Here is a 24132-nt window from a genome sequence, read left to right on the forward strand (position 1 = left end):
TTCGAACCATGGCTTACTCTACTTTTTGCCAGACCCAAAACGATCAGCTCAAGGAGCCGATGTTCTTCGGCCAGTCGGTCAACGTGGCCCGTTATGATCAGCAAAAGCACGACATCTTCGAGCGGCTTATCGAGAAACAGCTCTCCTTCTTCTGGCGCCCGGAAGAGGTGGACGTCTCCCACGACCGCATCGACTTCCAGGCTCTGCCGCCCCACGAGCAGCACATCTTCATCTCCAACCTGAAGTACCAGACCCTGCTGGATTCCATTCAGGGCCGCAGCCCCAACGTGGCCCTGCTGCCCCTGGTCTCCATCCCGGAGCTGGAGACCTGGATCGAGACCTGGGCCTTCTCCGAGACCATCCACTCTCGCTCCTACACCCACATCATCCGCAACATCGTCAACAACCCGGGCCAGGTGTTCGACGACATTGTAACCAACGAGCAGATCTTGAAGCGCGCCGGCTCCATCAGCCACTTCTATGACGATCTCATCGAGGCCACCTCCGTCTATCACCTGCACGGTGAGGGAACCCACCGGATCGGGGATCGCGAAGTCACCATCAGCCTGCGGGAGCTCAAGAAGAAGCTCTACCTGTGCCTGATGAGCGTCAACGCCCTCGAAGCAATCCGCTTCTATGTGAGCTTCGCCTGCTCCTTCGCCTTCGCCGAGCGCGAGCTGATGGAGGGCAATGCCAAGATCATCAAGATGATCGCCCGTGACGAAGCGCTGCACCTGACCGGCACCCAGCACATGCTGAACCTGATGCGCAGCGGCAACGACGACCCCGACATGGCAGAGATCGCCGTCGAGTGCGAGCAGGCCTGCTTCGAGCTGTTCAAGGAAGCGGCCCTGCAGGAGAAGGAGTGGGCCGAGTACCTGTTCCAGGACGGTTCCATGATCGGCCTGAACAAGGACATCCTCTGCCAGTACGTGGAATACATCACCAACCTGCGCATGGCGGCCGTCGGCCTGCAACCGGCCTTTGCCGGCACCAAGCAGAACCCCATCCCCTGGATCAACACCTGGCTCTCCTCCGACAACGTGCAGGTGGCGCCCCAGGAAGTGGAAGTAAGCTCCTATCTGGTGGGTCAGATCGACAGTGAAGTGCACGCCGACGATCTGGGTGACTTCGAGCTGTGATGCAAGGCGACCTCTGCTGGCAGACCATGATGCGGGGGAGCGACGTCCGTGAGTGACGCCACCGCCACCCTGAACGCGTCCCTGCATACCACCACCACGGCGCCGGAGGGGCAAGCCCCCCAGGTACAGACCCTGGACGGTGTGCTGCACCCCCATCCCGGCGAAAGCGTGCTGGAGACCCTGGAGCGCCACGGCCATCACGTGGAGTTCCAGTGCCGCAGCGGCTATTGCGGCGCCTGCCGCACCCCGCTGCTGGCGGGCAAGGTTCACTACGCCGCCGTCCCGCTCGCCTTTGTCTCCCAGGGGGAGTGCCTCCCCTGCTGCTGCCAGCCGGTGGGCGCCATCAAGCTCGATATCCGAAAGGGCTGACGGCCCTTGTCGCCAGATCTGCCCCGCAAACAAAAAGCCGCCGGATTGCTCCGGCGGCTTTTTTCATGGGAATGTCCCGTCTCTTGAGGGAAATGAGGGGCCATGGCCCCTCTTACATTACAACCCGGGGGCGTTACAACCAGGGGGCGGCGGTCGGCCCGTGGTGCAGACCCAGCTTCCAGACCCGGCCAAAGTGCTTATAGTGACCGGCCGCGACACCGGCCTTCTCACCCATACCGTGGTAGAGATCGAGGTGGCCCTTCTTCACCGCGCCCCCCACATCCAGCGCAATCAGCAGCCGCAGCTGGTGCTTGCCGGTCCAGTTTCCCTCTTTGTCCAGCAGCGGTACTTCCGCGAGGATAGGGGTGCCCATGGGCAGCAGAGTCTTGTCGGCAGCCACCGCCGCCATCGGCAAGAGCGGAATGCCGGCGGCCCCCACCACGTCGTTGGTGGGACGGCGCTCGAAGAAGACATAGGAGGGGTTCTGCTCCACCAGCTCCTTCACGCTCTCTTCCGGCTGACGGTTGGCCCACTCCTTGATGGCCTTCATGGACATCTGCTCCTTGGGCACTTCGCCACGGTCGATGAGCACCCGGCCAATGCTGACATAGCCGTGGCCGTTCTTGCCGCTGTAACCGAGGTACTGCAACCGGTCGTCATCGCCGTAGTGAACGAAACCGGAACCCTGCACGTCCATCAGGAAGTTGTCGATGAGGGACTTGCTGTAGCCCAGCTCCAGCCCCCGGTTGGCCAGCGCCCCCCGGTGGATCTCGGCCCGGCTCGGGCAGCGACCGCCGCAGTTGGGCATGGCATAGATGGGATACTTGTACTGGGCGTCCGGGCGATGGCGCACCTCCAGCACCGGCGAGTAGTAGCCGGTGAAGAGCACGTTGCCCATGCGGTCGGCACCGCCAAGCTGGGCCAGGCTGATGCCGTACTGGGTGATATGGGCGGGATTGCCCCCATTGGCGACCCAGCGTGAGAGTTGACGGTAGAGCTCCCCATAGCGGCTCGCCATACGGCCGGAGCGTTCCATCACCAGCCGGCTCTGGGGACCGAACTTGCTGTAATCGGCGCGGGCGCGGCTGTTGACCCGCTCCACCCGCACCAGATCCCCCGGCAGGGCACCATCCAGATACTGCTTGCCCAGATTCACAGGGATCTCGCAGTTCAGAAAACATCCGGATTCCGCCTTCTTCTGGGGCACCTTGACCGGTTCAGGGTTGCCCGCACAACCGGCCAGCCCCACCACGGCGGCGGCCAACCAGTACGCATGTCTATTCATATGTCCTCATATAACACCGAGTGTCTTGCACGGCGGGGAAGATGCCAAAATTGCCCGGGGAAAGCAAACGCCTTCACGCCCCTGACGACGGATTTCTCCTGCCGTGATCTTCTGGGTTATAACAAGGTGACAAGGTGTGAGAGGTCATGGATGGAACAGCTCGAAATCTTCCCGCTCCAGAGCCCCTGTGTCGGGGTCTGCGAACTGAACAACAAGGGGTATTGCAAGGGATGCCTGCGAAGCCGCGAGGAGCGTTTCAACTGGCTTGCCATGACCCCTGCCCAGCAGCAGGAGGTGATGCGCCTGTGCCGCAGCCGCAAGGCCAGGGTCGAGGCCGCTCGCCGCAAGGCGCAGGCCGCAGAGGCGGCCGATCCGTCGCCCCCGCCGGGCTGGGATTTTTAAATCCCCCTTTGCCCCTCCCCTCAACAAAAAAGGCGGCCCCAGGGCCGCCTTGTCATGAAGGGTGTGTCACGCCGTGACGTCCTCAGGCGGTCGCCAGCTTGGCCTGCTCCTCGCCACGCTTGAGCATGGCGTAGGCCACCCCGGTCACCAGAGAACCGGCCGCGATCGCCAGGATGTACATCATCACATGGCTGATGGCGTTCGGGATGAAGAGCACGAACAGACCACCGTGGGGTGCCACCAGCTCGCAGCCGAACAGCATGGAGAGCGCACCGGTCAGGGCGCCGCCCGCCATGCAGGCCGGGATGACACGCATGGGATCCTTGGCGGCAAACGGGATGGCACCCTCGGAGATGAAGCACAGACCCAGCACGAAGGAGGCCTTGCCCGCTTCCTGCTCCGCCTTGATGAACTTTCTGCTGGCCAGGAAGGTCGCGATCCCCATCCCCAGTGCAGGCACCATGCCGGCGGCCATGACCGCTGCCATGGGGGCATAGGTCTTGGAGGCGAGCAGGCCGACACCGAAGGCATAGGCCGCCTTGTTGACCGGGCCACCCATGTCGAAGCACATCATGGCGCCGATGATGACACCCAGCAGCACGGCGTTGGCAGAGCCCATGTTATTGAGGAACTCGGTCATGGCGTTCATGATGCCCGCCACCGGGCCACCCACCACGTAGATCATCACCAGACCGGTGAACAGGCTGGCAAAGAGCGGAATGATGAGGATGGGCTTGAGGGCTTCCAGGGTGACCGGCAGGCGCACCTTGTCACTCAGGAACTTGGCGCTGTAACCGGCGAGGAAGCCGCCGACGATGCCGCCAAGGAAACCGGCGCCGAGCGAGCTTGCCAGCATACCGGCGATCATGCCGGGCGCCAGGCCCGGACGGTCGGCGATGGAGTAGGCGATGTAGCCTGCCAGCACCGGGATCATCAGGGCGAAGGCGGAGCCGCCACCGATCTTCATCAGGGCCGCGGCCAGCGTCCCCTCTTCCTTGAACGCTTCAATGCCGAAGATGAAGGAGAGCGCGATGATAAGGCCCCCCGCCACCACCATGGGCAGCATGAAGGAGACACCGGTCAGCAGGTGCTTGTAGGGGCCCGCCTTTTCCTCTTTCTTGACCGCAGCCGCGCCGCTGTGGCGATAGACCTTCGCCTCGGTCCAGGCCTTGTCGAGCTCGGCCCGGGTTTTCTTGAGCGCCGCCCCCGTGCTGGTGCGATAGACCGGCTTGCCATCAAAGCGCGCCATGTCCACCTCAATGTCAGTGGCGAGGAACACCAGATCGGCGGCGGCAATCTCGTCCGCCGTCAAGGCATTCTGGGCACCGACCGAGCCCTGGGTTTCGACGCGGATCTGGTGACCCAGCTGCTTGGCCATGGTCTCCAGGGCCTCGGCCGACATGAAGGTGTGGGCCACCCCGGTCGGACAGGCCGTCACCGCCACGATGCGCTTGGCACCGCTGGCCAGTTTGGCAACCACAGGTGCCGCTTCATGGCGATAGACGCTGGCACCGCTTCGCGCGGCTTCCAGCAGGGCAGCGGGATCCTGGAGCGCCAGATCCATGTCGCCCCGATAGAGCGACTTGCCGTCATAGGCGGCCAGATCCACCGGTGCGCTGGCAACGACCAGCACCAGGTCGGCGGCGGCAATCTGCTCTTTCGAGGGAACCTGACGGGGCTGCACGCTGGACTCGACGTCGAGGGTGAGCTCCCAGCCAGCCAGTTTGGCCTGCTGTTCTATCCGTTTTGCAGCGAGAAAGCTGGTGGCAATGCCCGCCGGGCAAGCCGTAACCAGAATTGCTTTCATTGGGCATCTCCTGAGTTAGCCATCAAATGGGGTTGGGGTTGAGTCGGTGCCAGATCATCCAGACGCTGTACGCGCACCTGCTCGAGTAACGGTTTGAGCACATTGATATCGTTGAAGCCGACCGCGACCTGGCTCACCGCCAGTGCCGAGACGGCGGTGGCCAGACGCAGGGTCTGCTCCGGCGTCCAGTCCAGGCTCATGCCATGGACCAGGCCCGCCACCAGGGAGTCGCCGGCACCCACGGTGCTGACCACCTCCATGCGCGGCGGAATCGCCTGCCAGGTGGCATCCGGTGCAAACCAGATGAGGCCGTCGGCACCATTGGAGATCACCACGTTGGGGATCCCGCTGGCCTGCAGCGCGCGGGCGCACTCGGCCTGCTCGCTCAGGGTCTTCACGGGGCGACCGGCCCACTGGCTCAGCTCTTCCAGGTTGGGTTTGACCAGCGTCGGCGCCGCCTTGATCCCTTCGCTCAACGCCGCGCCGCTGCAATCGAAGATCACCTGCTTGCCCTTAGCCTTGAGCAGGCGAATGAGGCGCGCGCAGTAATCGGGGGCCACCCCTTTGGGCAGGCTGCCCGCCAGCACGAACCAGTCGGAGTGGGGAGCCAGTCGCTCCAGCGCCGCTTCCAGGGCGCTGACATCGCCTTCCTGCACGGCGAGTCCCGGCAGATTGAGATCGGTCACCCGGCCGGATTGTTCGGAGATCTTGACGTTGATCCGGGTGTCGCCCGCCACGCGCACGAAGTGATCGGCAAGGGCACGTTCCTCGAACAGGGAGACGAAGCTCTGCTGGTTGCCCTCACCGAGCCAGCCGGTCAGGCCTACGTCACGGCCGAGATCTTTCAAGACCATGGCGACGTTGATCCCCTTGCCCGCTGCGCGCAAGTTGGCCTCGCTCACCAGATTGACCTCGCCAGGGTGCATGGCCTCCAGACGGGTGGTGAGATCGAGCGCGGGATTGAGGGTGATGGTGACGATGTCCATCAGTGCGCCCCCTCGCCCAAGCCGGCGGCAATGGCTTCGCCAATGCCCTTGAGGGCTGCTTCGGCATCCGCTCCTTCGGCGCGAAACGCCAGACGATGACCGCACTTGACCCCAAGCCCGATCACCTTCATCAGGCTCTTGGCAGAGACGGCTTCACCGCTGCCATCGAGGTTGGCAACGCGGATGTCGGATTCATACTCCTTGGCCACCTTGACCAGCATGGCGCCCGGACGGGCGTGCAGACCGTGGGGGTTGATGATAGTGAAGGTCTCGGACAGCCCGCTCGCCGGACCCGCCTGCAACATGGCAAGACCGTCGCTGCCAGAAAGGGTGGCCAGCTGGCCGGCGGCGGCCAGCTTGGCCAGATTCTCGAGTTGCGGCAAATGGCAGCTATCTGCGGCACACAGCAGCAGCAGGGCGCTGACCGGCAATTCACCGACGTTCAGCGGGGTGCTCGGAGTGGCCAGCACCCAACCGGTCTGGGCCGCTTGCGCACGGGCCAGCCAGATGCCCTCCCCCAGGTGAACAGGCTGGCTGGCCAGGAGGGCGCTCACCATGGCGGCGTCTCCCCAGCCTGCGGATTTGGCGCGGGCCGCAGCCCCCAGCAGCAACTGGTCCTGGTCGTCGGCCGGGAAGTCCGCCAGGGTCAGGTATTGCACCTCTTTGGCACCAGTCGCGCCAGTCAGGATATTGATGATGGTCTCTTCGTCGGTCGCCCCCTTGAGCTGGGCTGCGGCCTGCTCGTCACCCAGCACGTGGGTGAGCTGGCGCAAGATCCCCAGGTGCTCGTCGGACTTGGCGGCGATGCCGATGGCGACGTAGGCAATCTGCCCCTCGTCCCACTCGATGCCGTGGGGGAACTGGGCCACCATGACGCCGGTGCTCTTCACCAGATGACGGGTGTCCGTGGTGCCGTGGGGAATGGCGATACCGCTGCCAAGATAGGTGGCGTGCTGCGCTTCCCGCGCCAGCATGCCGTCCACGTAACCTGCTTCAACCAGACCGGCGTCGGTCAGTTTGCTTGCCAGCAGGGCGATGGCGTCCGCCTTGGTCGTCACCGATTGTCCCAGCAGGATTTGCTGTCGCGCCAACTTCAACATAGAGATTCTCCATCAGGTCCGGCTTCGCCTCGCGGCGTACCGGCTCAACTCAACTCGATTTTCGGGTAACTTGCCTGCTGACAATAGACGGTGATCTCTCGCTTTGGTGAGCCGGAACCCATTTCCAAGTGCAGATAATCATCCGTTACTGACAAGCTGAATCGTTTCACTTACACTCAGACTGAATCGTTTCAGCGCATTGTTCAAGATCCCGCAGAAAGTACGTTTCAATGATATGATCCCGCGCACACTTTTCGGCGCCCCAACCAGGAACCGGCGCGGGCCTTGCAACTCAAACAGAGCCAACATGATGAAACTGGATGAAATCGCCGCGCTGGCCGGTGTCTCTCGCACCACCGCCAGCTATGTGATCAATGGCAAGGCCGATCAATACCGCATCAGCCAGGCAACCCGCGACAAGGTGATGGCCGTGGTCCATGCCCACAACTATCAGCCGGACAGCCGCGCCGCTTCCCTGCGCGGCGGCCAGACCCGCACCCTCGGCTTCATCCTGCCCGACCTCGAAAACGCCAGTTACGCCAAGCTCGCCAAGCGCCTGGAGCAAGGGGCCCGCACCCAGGGATATCAGTTGCTCATCGTCTGCTCGGAGGACGATCCGGACACCGAAAAGGAGCTGGCCCGGATGCTGGTGAGCCGCCATGTGGACGCGCTCTTGGTGGCAAGCTGCCTCCTCCCGGCGGATCCCTTCTACCTGGAGCAGCAGTCCAGGGGCGTGCAGATCCTCGCCATCGACCGTGCCATGGCCACCGAGCACTTCGTCACCGTGGCGAGTGAAAACCAGAAGGCGAGCCTGGACCTCACCACCTCCCTGCTCACCCCGGCCATCGGTCATATCGCCTTGATCACTGCACTGCCGGAACTGACGATCAGTCAGGAGCGAAAAGCGGGCTTCGAACAGGCCATTGCCAGTCACAGTGCGACCCGCCACCTGTGTGAAGGGGCCCACTTCTCGCGCACCGAAGGGTATCGCCTGATCAAGACGCTCCATCAGCAGCTCGGGCAACTGCCCGAGGCGCTGATCACCACCTCCTACATCCTGATGGAGGGGGTGCTCGACTACCTGCTGGAGCAGGAGGCTGACATGAGCCAGCTCGCCATGGCTACCTTCGGGGATGACCGCCTGCTCGATTTCCTCCCCTTTGGCATCAACTCCCTGCCCCAGCAGCACGACGCCCTGGCAAGCCAGGCCCTGACGCTGGCCCTCAAGGCGGTCAATGGCGACTACCAGAGCGGCCTGCACTATGTGAGCCGTACCCTCAAACGCCGCCGCTGACCCGACCACGACGCACCACCCCGGGGGCGGCCCGCCGTGCCAGCCCCTGAGCCTCCTCCCCCACACCTGCTTGTGTTCTCCCCTGTTGTCTCAGCTTTTGCCCTGCGCCTTCTGGCTTTGAGGTGATCTGCCGGGCGGCAACCCCGCCGGCAGGGTTGGCCACCCCGCGCCAGGACCCGTTTATCGGCGCCTCGGCTCGATATAAGTGAAAATGATGGCTTTTTGGAGTATGACCCGATGTTTGCTTATATCAGGCCAGTCGCACCACCAGGGCCCCGTGTTACCCTCTGCAAGCCCTGTTGCCGCCAACGCGGGCGCTCTCGATGTCGACCCGCAACGCAGCCTGACGGGCGGCCTCCCCTTGAGGGGCGCATTTTTTCGGCGCATGGCGCAATGTGTCACTTTTTATTGCCACCCTTCGGCTTGCCACAGCACAAAATCCGCTTTTAAGGGGTTGTTTCCGCCATTTCAATCCGCTAACTTGGCAACCAATTTTTACAACTGACAGGTTTCAGGTACAGATGTATCCACACCGATATTGCTAGCCTCCGGCTTTTCCCCGGAGGCGTCTCCCGACACAGCCAACTGGCTCTCTCTTGTTTGCAACAGCGCCCCTCACTTTCGGATGGATGACATGAATACCAAGACCCTGGGTTGTACCCTGTTGATTGCCGGCACCACCATAGGCGCCGGCATGCTGGCCCTGCCGCTGGCCTCCTCGTCCCTGGGCGGCCCCGCCACCCTGATGCTGATGATCGGCCTCTGGGCCCTGATGGCCTTCACCGCCATGCTGCAGGTGGAAGCCAGCCTCAGCACCGGCAAGTGGTACCTGCACCAGCTGGCAGATCACCTGCTCGGCCCCTGGGGCAAGGGCATCGCCTCCTTCTGCATCCTGATGCTGTTCTACGCCCTGGCCTCCGCCTACATCAGCGGCGGCAGCAGCCTGCTGGCCCAGGCATTGGCCGATGCCGGCCTTCCCCTCGGCCAGGAGCAGGCGGCCTGGGTCTTTACCCTGCTGTTTGGCGGCATGGTGTGCGTCGGCACCAGGCAGGTGGATTACCTCAACCGCCTGATGTTCACCGTGAAGCTGGTGATCATGGTGGCGGTGCTGGCGCTGCTGCTGCCCCGCGCCCAGGGGCAGCACCTGCTCTCCATGCCCCTCGGGGAAGGCCTGCTGCTGGCGGGCCTGCCGGTCATCTTCACCTCCTTCGGCTTCCACGGCTCCATCCCGAGCGTCATGCTCTACCTCGGGGACAACCCCAGGCAGTTGCGCCGGGTCTTCGTGTGGGGCTCCGCCTTGCCACTCGTGCTCTACGTGCTGTGGCAGGTCGCCATCCTGGGGCTGCTGGGCCAGCAATCCCTGATCCAGACCGGCGGCGCCCTGGACAGCCTGCTGGCCAACGTCGGCGGCCTGGTGAGCTGGCCCGCCTTCAACCAGGCGATGCATCTGTTTGCGGATCTTGCGCTCGCCACCTCCTTCCTCGGGGTGACCCTGGGACTGTTCGACTTCATGGCCAAGGTGACCCGTCGCAAGGACAACTGGCAGGGCCGCACCCAGACCGGCCTCATCACCTTCGTGCCGCCCCTGCTGTTCGCCCTCTACTTTCCGCAAGGCTTCATCATGGCGCTGGGTTACGCCGCCATTGCGCTGGCGGTGCTGGCGGTGCTGCTGCCGGTGGCCCTGGTGTGGCAGAGCCGCAAGCAGGCCGAGGCAGACCACTACCGCGTCCCGGGTGGCGTGCTGGCCCTGGGTCTGGCCGGTGCCATGGGGGTACTGATCGTCGGGGTGCAGGTCAGCGTCAGCATGGGGCTGCTGCCCGCCCTCTGATCTCCCCGACCCGACAAGCAGAAACGCCGCAAAGAGACACGCCCCGCCAACCCAGTTGGCGGGGCGTTTCATTGGCACGGGCTCACTTGGCCGACCCACGCCCCTCCTCGCGAAATCCATCCAATAATGAACATTTGAGTGCAACCATGTATAGATATGTACATGACTGCGCCCCTGCCCTACACTGCTTAGCAGACAACTCATGATCCCGTGCCCGTCTGGCACGCCAACCCGGGAGGCAACATGGTCGCCACCGCATCTCTTCCCCGGCAACAGCCCGCCGTCGATCCCAGCAAGGCCCTGCCCGTGGTGTTTCGCATCCTGGACAAATGGCAGTGCAGCACGGATGAACAGCTCAGGCTGCTTGGCATTACCTCCCGCTCCACCCTGAACAAGTACAAGGAGGCCAGCGGCGGCATTCGGCTGAGCGCCGATCTCCAGGAGCGGATGAGCTATTTGCTCAACATCCACAAGAGCCTGCGGCTACTGTTCAGCCTGGATGAGAGCATCTATGGCTGGGTGCGCAAACCCAACAGCCACCCCTTCTTTGCCGGGCGCAGCGCCATGGAGGTCATGCAGGGTGGGCGGGTGGCCGATCTCTACGAAGTGGCCACCCGGCTGCACGCCTGGCGCGGGGAGATGGCCTGATGTCCTCCCCGCCCTTGCGCGCCTTCCACAATGCCTGCGCCTATCGCATCATTCCGAGCCGCTTTCCCCCCATCTGCCTCTATGAAGACGTCGCTACCGCCGACGAGCTGGAGGCGGTCTGGGCCGTCGAGGCCCTGACCAACGACAGGCTGAGGGAAGAAGCGGGCGAGCTGATGCGGGTGCCCAGGGAAGACTGGCTGGTGGGGCTGCCCGGCGGCAGCTATGTGATGGCCGCCTTCACTCACCTCAATCCCGAGGGTGCCCGTTTCACCACGGGGAACTTTGGCGGCTACTATTGTGCCCCCTCCCTCGACACCGGCATCAAGGAGACGGTCTACCACAGGGAGCGGATCTTCGGGTACACCCGGGAGCCGGCCCAGAAGGTGCAGATGCGGGTGATCCAGGCGCAGTTCAGCGCCAGCCTCATCGACATCACGGGCCCGGCGTTTCTGCCAGGCCCCCTCTATCACGCCACCGATTACGGCCCCGCCCAGGCCTTCGCCCGGGAGCAGAAGGTCGCCGGGGCGGACGGCATCCACTACCGCTCGGTGCGCCACCCCGGTCACGACTGTCACGTGCTCTATCGCCCCCGCCTGGTCAGCCGTGTGGACCACGCCCGTCATCTGGAGTACCACTGGAGCGGCGAGGCCATCACCCATGTGCTGGAGATCCGCCTCTACGGTGAATAGCGTCTACCAGGACAAAAAAAGCCCCGCCAGATTGGCGGGGCTTTTTGTATCAACCGAACAGTGGGGGAGCCTGGCTCCCTGACCGCTTACTGGTTGTGGCTGGCGCGACGGGGACGACGGGCCTGGGCCGGCTTCGCGGCGCCATCAGCCGGACGCTGACCACCCTGAGGCTTGGGCTTGCCGCCGTTGCCAGTGCGATTGCCACCGCCGTTACCACCGCCGCCATTGCCGGAGCGACCGGCCCCCTGACGCTGGCCTTGACCTTGCGGACGCGGCGCACGGCGCTGCTCGCTCGGATCCCGCGGCTCTTTGCGAAGCGGCGCACCGATACCACGGGCGATGTTGTCGAGGGTCTCGCGGGAGGCTTCAAAGCCGGCCACCTGCTCGCAGGGGATGTTCTGCTTGGTCAGGCGCTCGATGGCCTTGATGAGCTTGCCTTCATCGGCCGCGACCAAGGAGATGGCGTGACCGGCGGCGCCGGCACGGCCGGTACGACCGATACGGTGCACGTAATCTTCCGCCACGTTCGGCAGCTCGAAGTTGACCACCTGCGGCAGTTTGTCGATGTCCAGGCCACGGGCGGCGATGTCGGTCGCCACCAGCACCTTGACGCTGCCATCCTTGAAACCGGCCAGGGCACGGGTACGGGCACCCTGGCTCTTGTTGCCGTGGATGGCGGCGGCGCTGACGCCGTTCTTGTCGAGGGTCTCGGCAACGCGGTTGGCCATGTGCTTGGTACGGGTGAACACCAGCACCTGCTGCCAGTCGTTGCTGGTGACCAGGTGACTCAGCAGGGCAATCTTGTTGGCCTTGTCGCAGGGGTGTACCAGCTGCTCGATGCGCTCGGCGGTGCTGTTGCGCGGGGTCACTTCGATCACCGCCGGGTTGTCCAGCAGACCGGTGGCCAGCTCGCGAATTTCGTCGGCGAAGGTGGCGGAGAAGAGCAGGTTCTGGCGCTTCTTCGGCAGCAGGGCCAGGATGCGGCGGATGTCGCGGATAAAGCCCATGTCGAGCATGCGGTCCGCTTCGTCCAGTACCAGGATCTCCACTTCGTCGAACTTGACGGCGTTCTGGTTGTAGAGATCCATCAGGCGGCCCGGGCAGGCCACCAGCACGTCCAGACCACGGCGGGTCGCCATCATCTGGGGGTTGATGCTCACGCCGCCAAATACCACGTGGCTGCGGATCGGCAGGTACTTGCCGTAGTTGCGCACGCTCTCGCCCACCTGGGCGGCCAGCTCGCGGGTCGGGGTCAGCACCAGGGCGCGGATGCGGTTCGGGGAGACCTTGCGCTTGCTTTCAATCAGACGCTGCAGCATCGGCAGGGTGAAACCTGCGGTCTTGCCGGTCCCGGTCTGAGCGGCGGCCATCAGATCACGGCCAGCCAGTACCGCCGGGATCGCTTGTTGCTGAATGGGAGACGGGGTGTCGTAGCCTTGCTCGGCAACGGCACGCAACAAGGGTTCGGCCAGACCGAGGGAAGTAAAACTCATAGTTACCTGCTAGGGATAGGGGCGCCAAAGATCGTGGTGGGGCTCCTCTGCTGAGCCGATGCCATCTCACAGGATCCGGGCCTATAGAGAAAACAACGATTTCCCCGGGGAGCAGAGCAAAGGGGAAAGAATAGAGGCGCAGTCTAACGGAGTTGGCGCACTTAGACGAGGAAAATGTGATGCGCCTCCCAGCACGGCTGGAAATAGGGACGAAGGCAGGACAAAATGGCCCGAATCGCCGTATGTATCAATGCCCCTGCGCAGCCTGCCGGGGACGGCGCGATACACGGAACAGGAGGTTTTGATTGAAACGGAAGTTCACCCCCACCGCCCGGCGCATGCTGGGCCTCGTCCTGCCCCTGCTCTTCGCCCAGCCCCTCGCCGCCAGGGAGACCCTGTCGGTGGCCTGGAGCCACTGGCCCCCTTTCAGTCAAATCGCTGCCGACGGCACCCTCGGTGGACTGGACGTGACCCTGACCCGCCAGATCCTGGGCAAGGCAGGCGTGGAGCCCGCCTTTCGCAACCTCCCCTGGGCCCGGGCCCTCTACCTCATGGAGCGCCAGCAGCTGGACGTGGCCATGGGCGCCCTGAAAACCCCCGAGCGGGAGCGGTTCGCCCGCTTCTCCGCCCCCTATCGGCGCGCCAGCTTCGTGCTGCTGAGCCAGCGCCCGCAGGCCGGGGAGCCCGAGGGCTGGCGAGAGATCACGGAGCTGGCAACCCTGTGCCAGGCCAAGGGGCTGCGCCTTGGCAAGCTGCGGGGCACCCGCCCCCTGCCGATGAGCGAGGAGTGCCCCGCCCTCGGGCAGGCGAGCGAATACAACAGCGATGACAGGCTGCTCACCCTCTTGCTGGCGCGCCGCCTCGACGGCGTCATCATGGAGTGGCAGTACGCCCGCTACCGGCTCGGCCAGCTCGGGGCGAGCGATGCCATCCAGTGTCAGGTGCTCTTGCACCAGCAGCCGGTGCGCCTGATGTTTGCCAAAGAGGCCGTGAACGAGGACTCGCTCGCCCGCATCGATTCCGCCATCGCCGCCCTGCCCTCACCGGATCCCGCCTTTGCGCCGCCCCGCTGCCGCCTGGACGCAACCCGGCTGTCATCGCTCTCGACGCCATCGGCCCCCTGACGCCGACGCCGGCAAAAAACCATGAAAAAGGCGACCCTGGGGTCGCCTTGTGGTTTTTGGTGATCACTCACCCTGCCTGCAGCATGATCAGCGCAGTTGCGGGGTCTGGGTGTGCACGCCCTGGTTCTGGGCGCGGTGGCGCAGCAGGTGATCCATCAGCACCAGGGCCAGCATGGCCTCGGCGATGGGCACGGCACGGATGCCGACGCAGGGGTCGTGACGACCCTTGGTGATCATCTCGGTGGCCTCACCGCTGGTGGTGATGGTCTTGCCCGGCACCGTGATGCTGGAGGTAGGCTTGAGGGCCATGCTCACCACGATCTCCTGACCCGACGAAATGCCCCCCAGGATGCCCCCCGCATGATTGCTGGCAAAGCCGGCCGGAGTCATCTCGTCCCGATGCTCGGAGCCTTTTTGCTCCACCACCGCGAAGCCGTCACCGATCTCCACCCCCTTCACCGCGTTGATGCCCATCATGGCGTGGGCGATGTCGGCGTCGAGGCGGTCGAACACCGGCTCCCCCAGGCCCACCGGCACATTGCGTGCCACGACACACACCTTGGCCCCCACGCTGTTGCCCTCTTTCTTGAGGGCACGCATGTATTCATCCAGCGCCTCCAGCTTGCCCGCATCGGGGAAGAAGAAGGGGTTCTGCTCGATCTGGCTCTCGTCGAACCCTTCCGCCTTGATGGGGCCGAGCTGGGAGAGAAAACCCACGATCTCGATGCCGTGCACCTGTTTCAGGTACTTCTTGGCGATGGCCCCCGCCGCGACCCGCATGGCGGTCTCGCGGGCCGAGGAGCGGCCGCCGCCACGGTAGTCACGCTGGCCGTACTTCTGGTGATAGGTGTAGTCGGCGTGACCCGGACGGAACAGATCCTTGATCTCGGAGTAGTCCTTGGAGCGCTGATCGGTGTTCTCGATGAGCAGCCCGATGGAGGTGCCCGTGGTCTTGCCCTCGAACACCCCGGAGAGGATCTTCACCTCGTCCGCCTCGCGGCGCTGAGTGGTGTAGCGGGACGTACCGGGCTTGCGCCTGTCCAGATCCCCCTGCAAATCGTCTTCGCTTATCTCCAGCCCCGGCGGGCAGCCGTCGACCACGGCGCCCAGCGCCAGACCGTGGCTCTCGCCGAAAGTGGTGACCCGAAAGAGTTGGCCGAAACTGTTCCCTGCCATGAATGCTCCTTGCTGCTTAGTTCTTGTAAATGGCGAAATGGGCCTGGTGCTGCTCGAGCTCTGCGCGGGTCATCACAAAGACGCCGTGGCCGCCGTTTTCGAACTCGACCCAGGTGAAGGGCACCTCGGGGAACTGGGCTTCCAGGTGGATCATGCTGTTGCCCACCTCGACCACCAGCACGCCATCCTCTTTCAGGAAGTCGGCGGCATTGGCCAGCAGACGTTTGGTGAGCTTGAGGCCGTCGGAGCCCGACGCCAGGGCCAGCTCCGGCTCGTGGCGAAACTCCTCCGGCAGATCCGACATGTCCTCGGAGTCAACATAGGGCGGGTTGGAGACGATGAGATCGTACTTGTCACCGGCCGGCAGATCCCGGAACAGATCGGAGCGAATGGGGATAACCTGCTGCTCCAGCCCGTGATCGTTGATGTTGCGCTCGGCCACGTTGAGGGCATCGACGCTGATGTCGATGGCATCCACTTCCGCATGGGGGAACTCGTGGGCCATGATGATGGCGATGCAGCCGGAGCCGGTGCACAGGTCCATGATCCGGGTCGGTTCGTCTTTCAGGAAGGGGGCGAAGCGGTTGGCCACCATCTCGGCGATGGGGGAGCGCGGAATGAGCACCCGTTCGTCCACGTAGAATTCCCAGCCCGCATACCAGGCCTTGTTGGTCAGGTAAGGCGCCGGAATGCGCTCCTGCACGCGGCGGATGATGAGCTCGGCGATGCGGTGGCGCTCGCTGGTGGTCAGGCGGGAGTGGCGCATGCCCGGATCCACGTCCGGCGGCAGATGTAACGCGGGCAGCACCAGTTGCACGGCCTCATCCCAGGCGTTGTCGGTACCATGTCCGTAGAAGATCCCGGCGTCGTTGAAACGACTCATGGCCCAGCGCAACATGTCCTGGATGGTGTGCATTTCGGCAACCACCTCATCGATAAATATCTTGTCCAAATCCACCTCCAAGTCGAGTAATATCCGGCCCGAGAATTTTATACAGCGAGCAAGACGAGTACCTGATGAAAAATACGCCCTCACTCACAGACGAGGAAAGCCTGCTGTTTCGTGATGCTGTCAAAGGTACCCGGAAAATTAAGCAAGATACCATAAGGGCCTCCTCAAACCCGGTCAAGCAGAAACGCGAAGTGCGCGAGAGCCGCGAAAAGCTTGGGGTTGACTACTTTTTCAGCGACGAGTACCAGCCCCATCTCGAGGCGGACGGGCCGACCCGTTACGTGCGCGACGACGTGTCAAAATTCGAGCTGAAAAAGCTCAAGCGCGGCAGCTACCCGCCGGAGATTTATCTGGATCTGCACGGCATGAACCAGCACCAGGCCAAGCAGGAGCTGGCGGCCCTGCTCACCCTGTGCCGAAAAGAGAACATCCACGTCGCTTCGGTGATGCACGGCATCGGCAAGCACATCCTCAAGCAGCGCATCCCGAGCTGGCTGGCCCAGCACCCCGCTGTGCGCGCCTTTCACCAGGCGCCGCGGGAGTGGGGGGGCGAGAGCGCCATCCTGGTGCTGCTGGACATCGAGGAGTGACCCCCTTCCCCGCCCCGCCTTGCCCCGGGCGAACGCCATAAAAAAACCACCGCCAGCTTGCGGTGGTTTTTTTATGGCGCCCCACAGGGGTCAGCTGGCGGCTTCCATATGTCGCTTGAAGTTATCCAGGATGCTCTGCCACCCCGCCCGCTGCTGTTCGCCGCTGTGCAGGGACTCGGCATCGAACCGCTCCTCCACCCGGGTGCCCCCCTGCTCTGCCACGAACCGCACGCTCACCTCGCGGCCATCGTCCATGACGTAGCCGAGCCCCGTCGGCGCTGTGACCTCGGTGAAGGTCCCCTCGAAATCAAACCCCGTGCTGCCATCCCGCGCCGCCATGTGGTGGCAAAAACGCCCACCCACCCGCAGATCCACCCGGCTTTGGGGGCAGTGCCACTGCGGGGAGGCGGCGTTCCATGCCATGATGCTGGCGGGGGTGTTCCAGCCCTGCCACACATCGGCAATCGGCCTGGCAACCCAGACGCTGACGCTTATCTTCATCTCTCTGATCCTCTGGCTTTCCTGCACGTTTTGCACTGTGGCACTGTCATGCCACGCCGGGCGCATCGGGCTGCGCCAAAAAGTGGGCCACCAGGGCATTGGCATGGCCGTGGCCCATGGCGTGTTCGTCCTTGAGCCAGGCCACCAGGGCCATGTGTTTGCGCTCCTCCCGCCCTGCCAGCAGGGTCAGCCAGTGGGCGATGGGCTGGCCGTATTTCTGCTCGATGGCAGGAAAGTAGGAGGCAGGCCCCTTCACCTTCGGTTGTTCATCCATGATGGCTTCTCCTCGGGGTGAGTACAGGCTCAGGGTTTGGGGGCGAACTGCTCGAACACCTGCTGTCCGGTCAGGGTCGGGGTGTTGTTCTTGAGGGCATAGAAGTCGGGCTTCTCGTCGATGAAGATCTGCCCGGTGAGCTCGAACCCCTGATCCTGAAACAGGCCGGCGGAGAGGATGTACTCGTCCGTCGGCAACAGATGGTAGAAAAGATGGGTGCCGCAGGTGGGGCAGAATCCGCGCTCCGCCCACTCCGACGAGCGGTAGGCCACCGGGGCCATCCCGGTGAACCGCACGCCCTTGCCCCCGTGCACCGCGAACATGGGCCCCCCTGACCAGCGCCGGCACATGGCGCAGTGACACAGGTTGACCTCCTTGTGATCGCCGCTCGACACGGTGATCCCGCCACACAGACAATGTCCTTCCATGATGCCTCCTGAGAGTTGGGGCGACAGACCGGGCGAACGGGTGCTCGCCTTCTTGCCGCACCAGATGAAGTAGCACGGGATCCGGGGGGCGACAACTGACCATACCGGGGCCTTACCGCGAGGCTGAGGCTCCCGGAGCGGGAAAATCCCCCTCTTTATTCATCGTATGAATGACTCAACACACCCCATGCACCGGATAAATAATGGTCAGGTTCCCTCCTGCAAGGCGATGCGATTCCCCTCGCAATCCCGACACTCCGCCACCCGGAGGCTCTCCCCGACCCGGGTGACGGGATAGAGACAGGCCCCGCCCGATGCCAGTGCCCGGGCCATGGCCCCCTCGATGTCAGCCACCCGCAGATAGATCCGGGTGCCATCCAGGCTCGGCACATAGCTCTCCCCCTTCGCCAGGGCGCCGGAGCAGCCCGCCGTGCCACTTTCCAGGGGAAAGAGCGCCATCTCGTTGCCATCGATCTGCACCCGCTCCAGCACCGTCTCGAAGACCCCCTCATAGAAGCGAATGGCTCTCTCCAGATCCTGTACCGGAATTTCAAAATGAATGGCGATGTTCATGGTCATCCTCCCTCGGTGTGAACCCGCAGGCTATCAGCGCCAAAAGAGGCGCAACAAGCCAGCGCTGCGATCAACAAGGGAGGCGCGCGGCCTCCCCGGGGTGCTTGCGCTTGTACTGACTCTCAGGTCACCGGTGCCCAGGGGTCGCCCTTGCCCGGCTCGTTGCCCTAGGTCCACCACTTGGCCTGATACACCACGCCCTTGTGGCTCACCTTGTTGCCGGCGGTGTAGACCTTGCCTGCCTCCCAGGCCGGTACCCCGTCCACCGGCGGCGTGCCGGGGTCGACCGGGGCCGGATCCAGCGTGGCCACCACCCGTACCTTGGGCCAGCTGGCGTGGGAGCCGTAGAAGTTGGTCACGCACTTCTCGTAATCCCCCGGCACCAGGGCCGAATAGGCGGTCTGGTACCCCACCAGATCGCACTCGAAGGAGTAGCCGCCGGGTCTGTCCGGGTAGTATTTCCAGTTGCCGTCCCAGTTGGTGTAAAGCACGTCGGTGGCGCCGTTGAGGTTGAGGCTGCCATAGGGGGTCTGCTGCCAGCAGGTGTTCTTCTCGTCCGCCAGCAGCGGGATCCCGTAGTGGGCCGCAAGCCCCTCCCAGGAGCGGATACGGTTGACCGGCTGGCCCTTGTTCTTGTTCTGCTCGCCGCACTCGATGCCACCGTTGATGATGTTGATGGTGGTGCCAAAGCCGTAGCCGATGCCCGCCGCCAGCTCACGCTGGGAGGGCACCCAGGTCCGGTCGATGACGTGCAGCATGGCGGGTTTGGGAGCCTGGGGCGTCAGGAAGAACCAGATGGCGGAGGCGAGGTTGAGCCAGGAGTCCGTCACCAGCCCGGGGTTGTTGAGGAGCACGGTGGCGTCGCCGTCGAACATGGCCTCGGAGAAGGCGCCGTAGTTGAAGTGGTAGGAGAGCTGCTTGGCACCGCGACCGAAATAGCCCTGACCGGTGCTGCAGGGCCAGCGCCGGTTCTGCCAGTCACTCTGGCCACACCCCGTGGTGTAGCCGGTCTGCCCCTCAGACCAACCCATCTCCCGCACGTGCACCAGGGCCTGTTGCCACTCCTCCAGCCCAAGGGGGTTGTCGGAGACATTCTCCTTGGCAATGTGGCCGCCGGTCTCCTGGGCAAAGTGGGCGAAGGCGGTGATGATGGACTTCTTGCAGATGGCGTCCGCATTGCGCCCGTCCGTGTAGTCGCCGCAGAAGGCGGGGAACTTGCCCACCGCCCGCAGGAAGCGCTCGTAGGTGTACTCCGGGGCGGCCATCTGGGTCAGGAACTCCCAGTCCGATTCGGTGAAGACCCGCTCGACCCGCTTGACGTTGTCCGGGTTGCCGGGGGCGCGGGCCACGATGGCCTCCACCACCGTGTTGGGCCGGGTGGCCAGAGCGTGGGACCAGATCCCGTACATGGGGTTGGCGGTCTTGGCCTGGGCCGCACTGGCAAGATCCGCCGCCGCCATCACATAGCCACCGCTGTTCTGGGGATCGGGCTGGATTGTCATGGCGCTCTGGCCGGGCAGTGCCCAGACGAGGGCAACCAGGCAGGCGGTGCGCGTGAGCATGAACATGGGTAACCATCCTTGTCTTGAAAATGTCAGGGCGAGCATAGGCATCCTGGCAACTAAATTCACGACAAGAATTAAGAATTTGGCGAAATTGTGAGCCATGCCTCCCTGCACTCAGATGGCACTCGTTTGCAGGGGGATCCAGCCCCTGGTCTTGTTGGCGCAGCCATCCGACCTGTGCGGACGCTTGCTCAGATCCCCCCTGCGCGCACCGCCCGGATCAGCAGATTGCGCGGGGTCATGGGTTTGGGACAGAAAGTGCCCACCTCCACCCGGTAGCCCTGCTCCTCGAGGAAAAGGGCGCGATCGAGCAGCAGCCAGATTTCCAGGGGGCGGCGAAACAGGTGGCGCACCAGCTCCATGCGGGCGACATCGCCAAAACGGCGCTCCCCCTGTGCCAGCAAGGCGGCGTAGTCGAGCCCCGCGGGCAAGCCCATCCCCTTGCGCTCGGCGGCCCAGTGGCAGAAATCCTCGAAGCCCCCGGTCAGCAGGCTCTTTTGCAGGTTGGGCACCGGCAGGTACTCATCCACCCCGCGCACCTGGCGCTGCAGGCAGTCGAAGGCGAGGCGCCACACCACCTCCCGCTCCCGCAGCCGGGCGATGCGGGCACCGCCGGTCACCGTCTCCTGCAGCGGCAGCTTCAAATCGCTCTTGCCAAGGCGCAGGGCACTGGCCCTGGCGGCCCAGGAGAGGGGCGCGTAGTGCTCTCCTCTGATGAGGTGGTAGCAACACGGGGAGAGGGTCACCCCCTGGGCACGCCCCTCGGCCACCCGCGTCAACAGATGGGTGTGCAGATCGCCGCAGGCATGGAGCGCCATGGCGTGATGGTGCGGGGCGATGAGGGCCCCGGACTCGGCGGCAAAGGCATCCGCCTCCACGAACCGCATGTTGGCGCCGTCGCGCGCGGCGAGCCGCCGCCCCTCCTCGCAGAGCGCCCCCTGCCACTCCAGGCTAAGGATCTCCGCGCCACGGTGCAGCGACACCAGGCGCCCCAGATGCCCCTTGCCGGCGCACCACTCCAGATAGGGACCTTGGTGGGGGGGCAGGCAGCCGGTGAAGGCCTCTATCTGCCCCTGCTTGCGTCCCGGCATGTACATCGCCATGGCCCTGGCGCACTGGACGGGCTCGGGGGCGAAAGGGGCAAGCTCGCCGAGAGCCTGCAACTCGGCCCCCGCCGGGATCCAGGGGGCGAGCAGGGTGCAGAGCGCATCCATGTCCCCGTCGAGGTGCGCTATCTCGTCAAGGGTCAGGGCTGCCAGGCACTTCGCAAGGGCTGGCGCCTCGCGGGCAAAGGCGATCCCCAGGTGGTGATAGGGCTGGTATTGCCACCAGCGTCGCTCGGCGGTGAGCAAGCAGTCCAGTTGTCGAAAACGGTGGGCCAGCACGGTGAACCTGTCCTTTGGCGCAAAAAGGGAGGCTCATTCTAGCGATCTGCCGTCAAAAAGCACTCGCCTGTGCGGCGCTGGTAGCCTGACAAAAAGCAGGGATTTGTGCTATATTCCGCCCCCTCATTCGCGCAGCCCGCCACGGCGAGCCGCTTTACCCCTATAAACGGAACCCAATCATGACCATCAATGCCATCCTGCAAGCCCGTGCAAATGCCAAATGCGAGCTGTGTGGCGCAGAACATGCGCTGACTGCCTTCCCGGTGCCGCACTCCCCCGCCAGCGACGACGACCACAGCGTGGCCCTCTGCGCCACCTGCCGCGGCCAGCTGGAGCAGCCGGACACCACGGAGGTGAACCACTGGCGCTGCCTGGGTGACAGCATGTGGAGCCAGGTGCCGGCGGTGCAGGTGATGGCCTGGCGCCAGTTGAAGGCCCTCGTCGCCCGGGGCGAGCTCTGGGCCCAGGACATGCTGGACATGATGTACATGGAAGACGAGGTCAAGGCCTGGGCAGACGCCGGCGTGACCAGCGACGATGACGACAGCGTGCCGACCGTCGACTCCAATGGCGCCGTGCTGGTGGAAGGGGACTCCGTCACCCTGATCAAGGATCTGGACGTCAAGGGCGCCGGCTTCACCGCCAAGCGCGGCACCCTGGTCAAGGGCATTCGCCTGACCAACAACCCGCTGCACATCGAGGGCAAGGTCAACGGCATGCAGATCGTGCTGGTGGCCGCCTACCTGAAGAAGGCCTGATACCGACCCTTCAAGCCAGAAGCGCCCCCAGGGGCGCTTTTTTGTTGCCTCTGTTTCCTGCCGTTCGGGTGGCACCCGCGGGAAACTGGACTATCCTGCAAACCAGTTCCGCGGTATGCCCCTCCCCTGACTGTCAGTGCGCCAATGGAGAGGGCCTTCCCGGCACGCATGGAAAGACCCCGGGCACCCTGATCCCCATGGCGCCCACGAGACCAAGGAGCCGCCCCATGGCCAGCAAGAAAGAGATCAAGAAGAAGATCGCCGCCCGCCAGGCGAAAATCGCCAAGCACGAAGGCAAGATCAAGAAGCTGAAAAAAGTCCTGAAATAGGGGCTGACAACCATTAAAACCGCCTGATGGCGGTTTTTTCATTACTGCGTTGGCCGCAAGGCGCGTCGAGTGGCCATGACTGCCAACCTCCGGCTAGCACCAATACTTCCTGTTCCAACCACAATCCCTTTTCGATCAGATATATAAGGACCTCTTCCAGTTGCTTGCCATGCTCACTCACCACGGGGACCTCCTACCATGGGATCTTGCCTCTGCTGATCGGTTGCCCCTCCAGACGGCGGATCAGAGTGCGGGCATAGTGATGAACATAGGCCATCAAGGTGTCGGGTAGCCAAAGAGCCAACGGACGACGAAGGGCATGGGCCAGCTCGTTAGCGATATCCAATCCGCGCTGATCCAGATCGCCAAAATGGGCCCAGGGTACGGCAGCCGGCAACAGCGGGAATACCTGACGTGCCAACTTGGTATTGCGGCCAGGCACATAGAGCAACAACTCCCCCACTTGCAGCGGGTAATCCACGAAAGCTCCCTTGTTCTCCACCGTGACCAGTTGCCGCCCCTGCCACTCAATGCCATGTAACTTACTCAAGCAGCGCTCCGGTAAGACCAGCTCTCCCAATAGTGCCAGTTGCGCCCTCATGTCGTGGCGCAGTCCGTCCTGGTCGATGAGTGACAGCGGGCTCAGCGTGCGAAGTCGAATCACTTCATCCTGTGTCAGCGTGATGTCGATAGCATCATTATCTGGATCTATCCCGCTCTTGCTGTCCCCATGCCAGAGGGCATGAAAACTGGCCTGGTTTAGATGTGCGGGCAGGTCCACCCCGAGAGCCCTTATCGTGTCACGCCTGTCCGGCATCACTGGTGCAACCTGTGCCAGCTGTGCTGCGAGATAATTCCATCCAGCATCGGTCAACACATGACGAGCCCCTCGTCCCACTGGCTTGACTCCACCCACAGCCTGCAGGAGATCTCTCAACTCGCGGCCATGCTTGCTATCGAGTGAATATCCCTGGTTATTAGTGTCTGCCAGCAAGCGGGCACAGAGATCCTGCACACGACGCTCATCAAAAAGTGACATCCTCCCCCCTCTTTCATTGCGGTTCCATATGGCCAAGTAGAGGGGATCTTTCTGTCCACAACCGTGACCTGTCTCGCACCAAAGGAAGGTCGCTCTTTCAAACCGTCACCCGTCCACAAGCTCGTGGCAGGATGGTCAGCGGTTACGATTGGCAATCCATCGACATCGGTGAAATCAGTATGCTGCGACGCCATTAGTTGACCGGCGAGAAAAAAGACAGCTTATCTGCGATGTGAAGGCATCATCAAAAACTGCCTTCATGCGGTTTTTTTATACATATCCTTGCCTATTGCATTTCCTGCCGCAGACCATGCTGCACCGGATTGCCCTCCCCTGAATCCTCTTCGGGGTCGGGGGAGACGCCGCTGGACGACTCGTCGAAGAGGCTGGCATCA

23 protein-coding genes and 1 pseudogene are annotated in these 24132 nt (G+C 63.7%); 10 read left to right on the forward strand and 14 right to left on the reverse strand.

The genetic code is table 11. The features are described from left to right. The first annotated feature begins 8 nt into the window (after nt 1-8). Both nrdB and yfaE read left to right on the forward strand, forming a co-directional pair. The gene (nrdB, locus tag I6L32_RS17885) at nt 9-1142 is read left to right on the forward strand and encodes a class Ia ribonucleoside-diphosphate reductase subunit beta (protein WP_010674816.1); all 1134 of its coding nucleotides are present in this window, start codon (nt 9-11) and stop codon (nt 1140-1142) included. A gap of 69 nt (nt 1143-1211) precedes the next feature. Next, entirely contained in the window at nt 1212-1511 is a 300-nt protein-coding gene (yfaE, locus tag I6L32_RS17890) for a class I ribonucleotide reductase maintenance protein YfaE (protein WP_302056398.1), read from the forward strand. A gap of 133 nt (nt 1512-1644) precedes the next feature. Here yfaE and mltA read toward each other — a convergent pair whose 3' ends face one another. Continuing rightward, on the reverse strand, nt 1645-2796 hold the full coding sequence (mltA, locus tag I6L32_RS17895; RefSeq protein WP_114523292.1) for a murein transglycosylase A: 1152 nt from the start codon (nt 2794-2796) through the stop codon (nt 1645-1647). A gap of 150 nt (nt 2797-2946) precedes the next feature. Here mltA and I6L32_RS17900 point away from each other — a divergent pair, with 150 nt between their 5' ends. Next, nucleotides 2947-3198 (forward strand): DUF1289 domain-containing protein, encoded by a 252-nt coding sequence (locus I6L32_RS17900; protein ID WP_216944288.1) that lies wholly within the window; start codon nt 2947-2949, stop codon nt 3196-3198. Between the two features lie 82 nt (nt 3199-3280). Here I6L32_RS17900 and fruA read toward each other — a convergent pair whose 3' ends face one another. The 3 genes from fruA to fruB are packed head-to-tail and all read right to left on the reverse strand — an operon-like array spanning nt 3281 to nt 7091. Next, the gene (fruA, locus tag I6L32_RS17905; RefSeq protein ID WP_216944289.1) at nt 3281-5005 is read right to left on the reverse strand and encodes a PTS fructose transporter subunit IIBC; all 1725 of its coding nucleotides are present in this window, start codon (nt 5003-5005) and stop codon (nt 3281-3283) included. After that, on the reverse strand, nt 5002-5991 hold the full coding sequence (gene pfkB / locus I6L32_RS17910) for a 1-phosphofructokinase (RefSeq protein WP_041215117.1): 990 nt from the start codon (nt 5989-5991) through the stop codon (nt 5002-5004). The genes fruA and pfkB overlap by 4 nt, the downstream gene beginning before the upstream one ends. Beyond that, nucleotides 5991-7091, reverse strand: coding sequence for a fused PTS fructose transporter subunit IIA/HPr protein (gene fruB / locus I6L32_RS17915; RefSeq protein ID WP_216944290.1), 1101 nt, complete (start codon nt 7089-7091; stop codon nt 5991-5993). Before fruB ends, pfkB begins: the two co-directional genes overlap by 1 nt. A 307-nt stretch (nt 7092-7398) precedes the next feature. Here fruB and cra point away from each other — a divergent pair, with 307 nt between their 5' ends. The 4 genes from cra to I6L32_RS17935 all read left to right on the forward strand — a co-directional run bounded on the left by cra (nt 7399) and on the right by I6L32_RS17935 (nt 11550). Then, the gene (gene cra, locus I6L32_RS17920; RefSeq protein ID WP_181023056.1) at nt 7399-8385 is read left to right on the forward strand and encodes a catabolite repressor/activator; all 987 of its coding nucleotides are present in this window, start codon (nt 7399-7401) and stop codon (nt 8383-8385) included. Between the two features lie 634 nt (nt 8386-9019). Then, nucleotides 9020-10213, forward strand: a complete 1194-nt coding sequence (locus tag I6L32_RS17925) for an aromatic amino acid transport family protein (protein WP_041211460.1) — start codon at nt 9020-9022, stop codon at nt 10211-10213. A 243-nt stretch (nt 10214-10456) separates the two neighbouring features. Further along, a complete protein-coding gene (locus I6L32_RS17930; protein ID WP_041211580.1) occupies nt 10457-10861 on the forward strand; it encodes an antitoxin Xre-like helix-turn-helix domain-containing protein in 405 nt (134 codons plus the stop codon). Then, nucleotides 10861-11550, forward strand: a complete 690-nt coding sequence (locus tag I6L32_RS17935; protein WP_103857932.1) for an RES family NAD+ phosphorylase — start codon at nt 10861-10863, stop codon at nt 11548-11550. The genes I6L32_RS17930 and I6L32_RS17935 overlap by 1 nt, the downstream gene beginning before the upstream one ends. Nucleotides 11551-11636: 86 nt before the next feature. Here the strand turns inward: I6L32_RS17935 and I6L32_RS17940 are convergent, their stop codons facing one another. Further along, nucleotides 11637-13043 (reverse strand): DEAD/DEAH box helicase, encoded by a 1407-nt coding sequence (locus tag I6L32_RS17940; RefSeq protein ID WP_103857931.1) that lies wholly within the window; start codon nt 13041-13043, stop codon nt 11637-11639. A 338-nt stretch (nt 13044-13381) separates the two neighbouring features. On the opposite strand from I6L32_RS17940, the gene I6L32_RS17945 reads away from it, so the two are divergent. Further along, nucleotides 13382-14167: an ABC transporter substrate-binding protein gene (locus I6L32_RS17945; protein ID WP_181023057.1), complete on the forward strand. Its 786-nt coding sequence runs from the start codon at nt 13382-13384 to the stop codon at nt 14165-14167. Nucleotides 14168-14254: 87 nt separating this feature from the next. On the opposite strand, the gene aroC is transcribed toward I6L32_RS17945, so the two are convergent. Both aroC and prmB read right to left on the reverse strand, forming a co-directional pair. Next, a complete protein-coding gene (gene aroC / locus I6L32_RS17950) occupies nt 14255-15343 on the reverse strand; it encodes a chorismate synthase (protein WP_010674829.1) in 1089 nt (362 codons plus the stop codon). 16 nt (nt 15344-15359) lie between these two features. Further along, on the reverse strand, nt 15360-16295 hold the full coding sequence (gene prmB / locus I6L32_RS17955) for a 50S ribosomal protein L3 N(5)-glutamine methyltransferase (RefSeq protein ID WP_010674830.1): 936 nt from the start codon (nt 16293-16295) through the stop codon (nt 15360-15362). A gap of 65 nt (nt 16296-16360) precedes the next feature. Between prmB and smrB the strand changes: the two genes are divergently transcribed. Further along, on the forward strand, nt 16361-16885 hold the full coding sequence (smrB, locus tag I6L32_RS17960; protein ID WP_103857929.1) for an endonuclease SmrB: 525 nt from the start codon (nt 16361-16363) through the stop codon (nt 16883-16885). A gap of 90 nt (nt 16886-16975) precedes the next feature. Here the strand turns inward: smrB and I6L32_RS17965 are convergent, their stop codons facing one another. From I6L32_RS17965 to I6L32_RS17990, 6 genes are all read right to left on the reverse strand, one after another. Beyond that, nucleotides 16976-17386 carry an SRPBCC domain-containing protein gene (locus I6L32_RS17965; protein ID WP_041211466.1) on the reverse strand — a complete coding sequence of 137 codons (411 nt, stop codon included), beginning with the start codon at nt 17384-17386 and terminating at the stop codon, nt 16976-16978. A gap of 46 nt (nt 17387-17432) precedes the next feature. After that, a complete protein-coding gene (locus I6L32_RS17970; protein WP_049636768.1) occupies nt 17433-17660 on the reverse strand; it encodes a DUF4287 domain-containing protein in 228 nt (75 codons plus the stop codon). Nucleotides 17661-17689: 29 nt separating this feature from the next. Then, nucleotides 17690-18088 (reverse strand): GFA family protein, encoded by a 399-nt coding sequence (locus tag I6L32_RS17975; RefSeq protein WP_103857928.1) that lies wholly within the window; start codon nt 18086-18088, stop codon nt 17690-17692. Between the two features lie 207 nt (nt 18089-18295). Next, nucleotides 18296-18661, reverse strand: a complete 366-nt coding sequence (locus I6L32_RS17980) for a VOC family protein (protein ID WP_049636770.1) — start codon at nt 18659-18661, stop codon at nt 18296-18298. 167 nt (nt 18662-18828) lie between these two features. Beyond that, nucleotides 18829-20229: a chitinase gene (locus tag I6L32_RS17985; RefSeq protein WP_103857927.1), complete on the reverse strand. Its 1401-nt coding sequence runs from the start codon at nt 20227-20229 to the stop codon at nt 18829-18831. A gap of 188 nt (nt 20230-20417) precedes the next feature. Next, nucleotides 20418-21611 carry a methyltransferase gene (locus tag I6L32_RS17990; RefSeq protein WP_103857926.1) on the reverse strand — a complete coding sequence of 398 codons (1194 nt, stop codon included), beginning with the start codon at nt 21609-21611 and terminating at the stop codon, nt 20418-20420. Nucleotides 21612-21790: 179 nt separating this feature from the next. Here I6L32_RS17990 and I6L32_RS17995 point away from each other — a divergent pair, with 179 nt between their 5' ends. Beyond that, complete coding sequence (locus I6L32_RS17995) at nt 21791-22369, forward strand: alkylphosphonate utilization protein (RefSeq protein ID WP_039040739.1); 579 nt, start codon at nt 21791-21793, stop codon at nt 22367-22369. A 342-nt stretch (nt 22370-22711) separates the two neighbouring features. Here I6L32_RS17995 and I6L32_RS18000 read toward each other — a convergent pair. Further along, nucleotides 22712-23737 (reverse strand): annotated as a pseudogene (locus I6L32_RS18000) (Wadjet anti-phage system protein JetD domain-containing protein). Between the last annotated feature and the right edge of the window lie 395 nt (nt 23738-24132).

The sequence above is a fragment of the Aeromonas sp. FDAARGOS 1402 genome (assembly GCF_019046925.1).
Taxonomy (GTDB): Bacteria; Pseudomonadota; Gammaproteobacteria; order Enterobacterales; family Aeromonadaceae; genus Aeromonas; species Aeromonas caviae.